Source organism: Mesorhizobium sp. (assembly GCF_004962925.1).
In the GTDB taxonomy this organism is placed as follows: Bacteria; Pseudomonadota; Alphaproteobacteria; order Rhizobiales; family Rhizobiaceae; genus Mesorhizobium.
This window is the reverse complement of record NZ_SUEO01000256.1, coordinates 231-4426: the sequence shown is the minus strand read 5'-3', so window position 1 is coordinate 4426 and position 4196 is coordinate 231. Positions and strand designations below refer to the sequence as shown.

3 protein-coding genes and 1 tRNA gene are annotated in these 4196 nt (G+C 61.1%); 2 read left to right on the top strand and 2 right to left on the bottom strand.

Annotated features, from left to right (window positions below; translation table 11 throughout):
- On the top strand, nucleotides 1–1151 hold a 1151-nt coding region (locus tag E5W87_RS31405), incomplete at its 5' end, for an SLC13 family permease (protein ID WP_292406625.1).
- Nucleotides 1152–1338: 187 nt separating this feature from the next.
- Here the strand turns inward: E5W87_RS31405 and E5W87_RS31400 are convergent.
- Both E5W87_RS31400 and E5W87_RS31395 read right to left on the bottom strand, forming a co-directional pair.
- A tRNA-Gln gene (locus tag E5W87_RS31400) sits at nucleotides 1339–1413 on the bottom strand.
- Nucleotides 1414–1559: 146 nt separating this feature from the next.
- Nucleotides 1560–1904 (bottom strand): VOC family protein, encoded by a 345-nt coding sequence (locus tag E5W87_RS31395; protein ID WP_123147128.1) that lies wholly within the window; start codon nucleotides 1902–1904, stop codon nucleotides 1560–1562.
- Between the two features lie 210 nt (nucleotides 1905–2114).
- Here E5W87_RS31395 and ppdK point away from each other — a divergent pair.
- The coding region (gene ppdK / locus E5W87_RS31390; RefSeq protein WP_292406620.1) for a pyruvate, phosphate dikinase at nucleotides 2115–4196 on the top strand (2082 nt) is incomplete at its 3' end.

Sequence of the window (4196 nt, the reverse complement as noted above, 5' to 3'; positions counted from 1 at the left end):
CGCTGAATGAAGCCATCGACATCAAGAATTACCTGACAGAGGCTCGAATTGTCAGCGATTCCACGGTGCTCGGGAAAACCGTCGCAGACCTCATGAAGCTTTCCGGCGGCGATGCTATCGTGACGTCGATCCTGCGCAATCGGACTATGCGGATGACGCCGCTGCCCGATGCCGTCCTTAAGGTGAACGACATTCTGCTGCTCGAAGGCGACCCAGAGGCGCTGGATCGCCTTGTCTCCCAGGGCAAGCTCAGCGTCACGGGCGATAGGGTCGGCGGTGACGGCACCGCCAGCGAGATGGTAGCCATCGAAGCCGTGATCGGGGAAAGCTCCTCGTTGATCGGCTGGACAGCCCAGCGCCTTGCCCTTTACGACCGCTTCAACGTCAACCTCCTGGCCGTCAGCCGTCGCGGCGAGCGCCTCGACCGCAGGCTGGCCGAAGTCGAGCTAAGGCTCGGCGACGTCGTTGTGCTGCAGGGCAATGCAGCAACGATACCCGAGATACTGCGTGAACTCGGCTGCCTGCCGCTGGCAGAAAGGGCCATCCTGCTTGGTAGCGTCCGCAAGGGAATCGTGCCGGTAACGGTCCTTGCTCTCGCTATTGTGGCGACTGCGTTCGGGCTGCTCCCGGTCTCCGTCGCTTTCTTTGCGGCCGCGGTCGGGATGGTGCTTTTCAAGATCATCCCGCTCCGGGAGGTCTACCAATCGCTGGACGGTCCAATCCTCCTCATGCTCGCCGTTCTCATTCCAGTGAGCGATTCGCTACGCAGTACAGGGGCCACAGCAGTAATTGCCGGCGAGCTTGCCAAACTGGGGACCACTCTTCCGGCGTCCGGCGCGCTGATGCTCATCCTTGTCGCCGCCATGGCCGTTACGCCGTTCCTCAACAATGCCGCCACCGTTCTTGTCATGGCGCCTATCGCCGCCGAATTTGCCGGCGATCTCGGCTACAGGCCGGAAGCATTCCTGATGGCAGTCGCCATTGGCGCCGGCTGCGATTTTCTCACCCCGATAGGGCATCAGTGCAACACGCTCGTCATGGGGCCGGGCGGCTACCGCTTCAGCGATTATCCGCGTCTGGGACTGCCGCTATCGTTCCTCGTCGTCATTGTTGCTGTGCCAATGCTTATGATCGTATGGCCAATGAGCTAGGATGCGATACACCGATCAATCCTGCTCGAGCTTTCGCCTGCCGGCGGCGGCAACCCCTCACAACCGACCCGAGAAGGCTGGCCGGAACGCGGTCAAAATAATCGGACTACTGTTGACCTCGACAGCTGCGCTGGATAGCTGTGCGAAAAGGTGAGGTAAGTTCTTGATATTATTATAAATAGACGACTGGCTGGGGCGCCAGGATTCGAACCTGGGATTGTCGGTACCAAAAACCGATGCCTTACCACTTGGCTACGCCCCAACAGCCGGAACATGGCCGCTGCGCGCGGCCTTATAGGACGAGCCGACGGAAAGCTCAATGCCGAGAATAGCGAGTGCTCGGAACCGATCCACCGGTTCCTGCAGATAGGAGTTCGCACATTATTCCCTCCTGTCAGGCCATTGCGTCTACTCGCCCCAGACGGCCATTTCATTGCCGGCCGGATCGACGAAATGGAATCGCCTGCCACCAGGGAACGAAAAGATCGGCTTGACGATGGTGCCACCGGCATTTTCGACGGCGCCCAGGGTTTCTTCCAGGTCCTCGGAATAAAGCACGGGAAGCGGCTTGGCGGGCGCTTCGCCGGCATCAGCCTGGAAGCCTCCGTCAAGACCTTCCGAAAAGGCCGAATAGGTCGGCCCATAGTCGGTGAACGACCAGGAAAAGGCGGCGCTGTAGAAAGCCTTTAGCCTGTCCAGCGTTCCACCAGTTGCCGGCATTTCCAGATAATCGAGTTTTCCGGTCAGTCTCATGGCGTCACCTCGTGTTCCTATTATGTTCTACTTTGGTGGCCACTAAGCCGCAAGTCTTTTTGGCAACGCTTTTTCTTAATCGATTGTAGAAGCCGGCTGGCTTTGCCGACGCCTTGCCTTTCGCACTGCAGCATCATATCGCTCGGGTAGGGACACGGCGAAACTTCGGCTTCGTCAATCTTTTCAATCTCCTGCAACCGGAGAGCAAGCATGACCAAATGGGTCTACACCTTTGGCGACGGCGCCGCGGAAGGCCGTGCCGGCGATAGGAACCTTCTGGGCGGCAAGGGTGCCAATCTCGCCGAAATGTGCAGCTTGGGCCTGCCCGTGCCGCCAGGCTTCACCATCACCACGGAGGTCTGCAACGCCTACTACGCCAATGAGCGCTGCTATCCTGCCTCGCTGGAAGCGGATGTCGCGGTCGCCCTCGATCATATCGGCCGGCTGACCGGGCGCCGTTTCGGCGATCCCTCTAAACTGCTTTTGGTATCGGTGCGTTCCGGTGCCCGCGCTTCCATGCCTGGCATGATGGACACCGTGCTCAATCTCGGTCTGAACGACGAGACGGTCGAGGCGCTGGCCGCCGATTCAGGCGACGCGCGCTTTGCCTATGACAGCTATCGGCGTTTCATCCAGATGTATTCCGATGTCGTCATGGGCCTCGACCACGAGGTCTTCGAGGAAATCCTCGAAGACCAGAAAGGTGGGCTCGGCCGTGAGCTCGACACCGAACTGACCGCCATCGAATGGCAGGGCGTGATTGCACTCTATAAGGCCAAGGTCGAGGAGGAGCTCGGAAAGCCGTTTCCGCAGGATCCGAACGAGCAGCTCTGGGGGGCGATCGGCGCCGTGTTTTCGAGCTGGATGAACAGCCGCGCCATCACCTATCGGCGCCTGCATGACATCCCTGAAAGCTGGGGCACGGCAGTCAACGTCCAGGCTATGGTGTTCGGCAATATGGGCGAGACTTCCGCCACCGGCGTCGCTTTCACCCGCAATCCGTCGACCGGCGAAAAGATGCTCTATGGCGAGTTCCTGGTGAATGCGCAGGGCGAGGATGTCGTTGCCGGCATTCGCACGCCGCAAAACATCACCGAGGCGGCGCGCATTGCCGCCGGCTCCGACAAGCCGTCACTGCAGAAGCTGATGCCGGATGCGTTCCAGGCATTCGTCACCATCTCCGACCGTCTGGAAAAGCACTACCGCGACATGCAGGATCTCGAATTCACCATCGAGCGCGGCAAATTATGGATGCTGCAGACGAGGTCCGGCAAGCGTACCGCCAAGGCCGCGCTCAGAATCGCCGTCGAAATGGCACAGGACAAGCTCATTTCGAAGGAAGAGGCCGTCGCCCGCATCGATCCGGCCTCGCTCGATCAATTGCTGCATCCGACGATCGATCCGGAGGCCGCGCGCGATGTGATAGGCATCGGCCTGCCGGCTTCTCCGGGTGCTGCCACCGGCGAGATCGTCTTTTCCTCCAACGACGCCGAGGAGATCAAGACGCAAGGCCGAAAGGCGATCCTCGTGCGCATCGAGACCAGTCCCGAAGATATCCACGGCATGCATGCGGCGGAAGGTATCCTGACCACGCGTGGCGGCATGACCAGCCATGCCGCGGTGGTGGCGCGCGGCATGGGCAAGCCTTGTGTGTCGGGCGCGGGCTCGCTGCGCGTCGACTACAGGGCCGGCACGCTGACGGCGATGGGGTCGACGTTCCGCAAGGGCGATATCATCACCATCGACGGCGGCAACGGCCAGGTGCTGAAAGGCGCCGTGCCGATGCTGCAGCCGGAGCTCTCGGGCGATTTCGCCGCCATCATGGAATGGGCCGATGGCGTGCGGCGCATGAAGGTGCGCACCAATGCCGAAACGCCGCTCGACGCGCGCATGGCGCGTTCCTTCGGCGCCGAAGGCATCGGGCTTTGCCGCACCGAGCACATGTTCTTCGACGGCGACCGTATCGTCGCCATGCGTGAGATGATCCTGGCCGACACGGAAAAGGGACGGCGAACCGCGCTCGCAAAACTCCTGCCCATGCAGCGCTCGGATTTCCTCGAACTGTTCGAGATCATGGCCGGCCTGCCGGTGACGATCCGGCTACTCGATCCGCCGCTGCACGAATTCCTGCCCAAGACCGAGGAAGAGGTGGCCGAAGTCGCCGCCGCCATGAACGTGTCGCCCGACAAGCTCAGGCAGCGCACCGAAGCCCTGCACGAATTCAATCCGATGCTTGGCCATCGTGGCTGCCGGCTTGCGGTTTCCTATCCCGAAATCGCCGAGATGCAGGCG